The sequence below is a fragment of the Quyinboa ferrireducens genome, assembly GCF_042436675.1.
Classification (GTDB): Bacteria; Bacteroidota; Bacteroidia; order Bacteroidales; family UBA5342; genus JBHJHP01.
On the sequence record NZ_JBHMVA010000110.1, the window covers coordinates 1 to 580 of the forward strand.

The 580-nt window shown below is 31.2% G+C and carries 1 protein-coding gene; it reads left to right on the forward strand.

The features are described from left to right. Positions 1-529 (forward strand): hypothetical protein (locus tag ACE01N_RS20655; protein WP_380593004.1); only part of this gene is annotated, 529 nt, incomplete at its 5' end. Positions 530-580 lie beyond the last annotated feature (51 nt).

The window sequence follows — 580 nt, forward strand, 5'->3', positions numbered from 1 at the left end:
CGTTGTGTGTAATGCAAAAAAGACGATTACCATGAAAAACAGAATTATAATTTTGATTTCTATCTTGACAATGATTTCAGGTATTTGTCTTGCTCAACAAACAAATGATAAAATTAAGTATATCGCTTTTAAATTTGAGCATTCAAGACGGATTCCCAATCATAACATTATAATTGAGGTAATTAAAAGACAATCTGAGATTGTGGTGAAAGTGAAGTCCAACCCAATGAATAGCAATACACAATGGGAAAAGACAAAAGTTGATACAACGTTTTCAATTGATTCAAAGAAATTTATTGAGTTAGCAAATGACATGTCAATTCTAAATAAGATAGATTTAAACAAAGCATTGACTGGTGGACTTGATGGAACTGAGTGTTATATTGAATTTGGACAATATGGAAGTACAGTAGCTTATAAATTTTGGTCTCCAGATTGTGACACAAAACAACGTGGACTATCTGACTTTTTGAATCTTTGTGAAAAACTAATTAAAGTTGGAGGATTAAAACCTGAAGATATATTATAAAAATGCACATACACACAACACGCGGTCATAGTGCATGGCAGTACTTTTAAA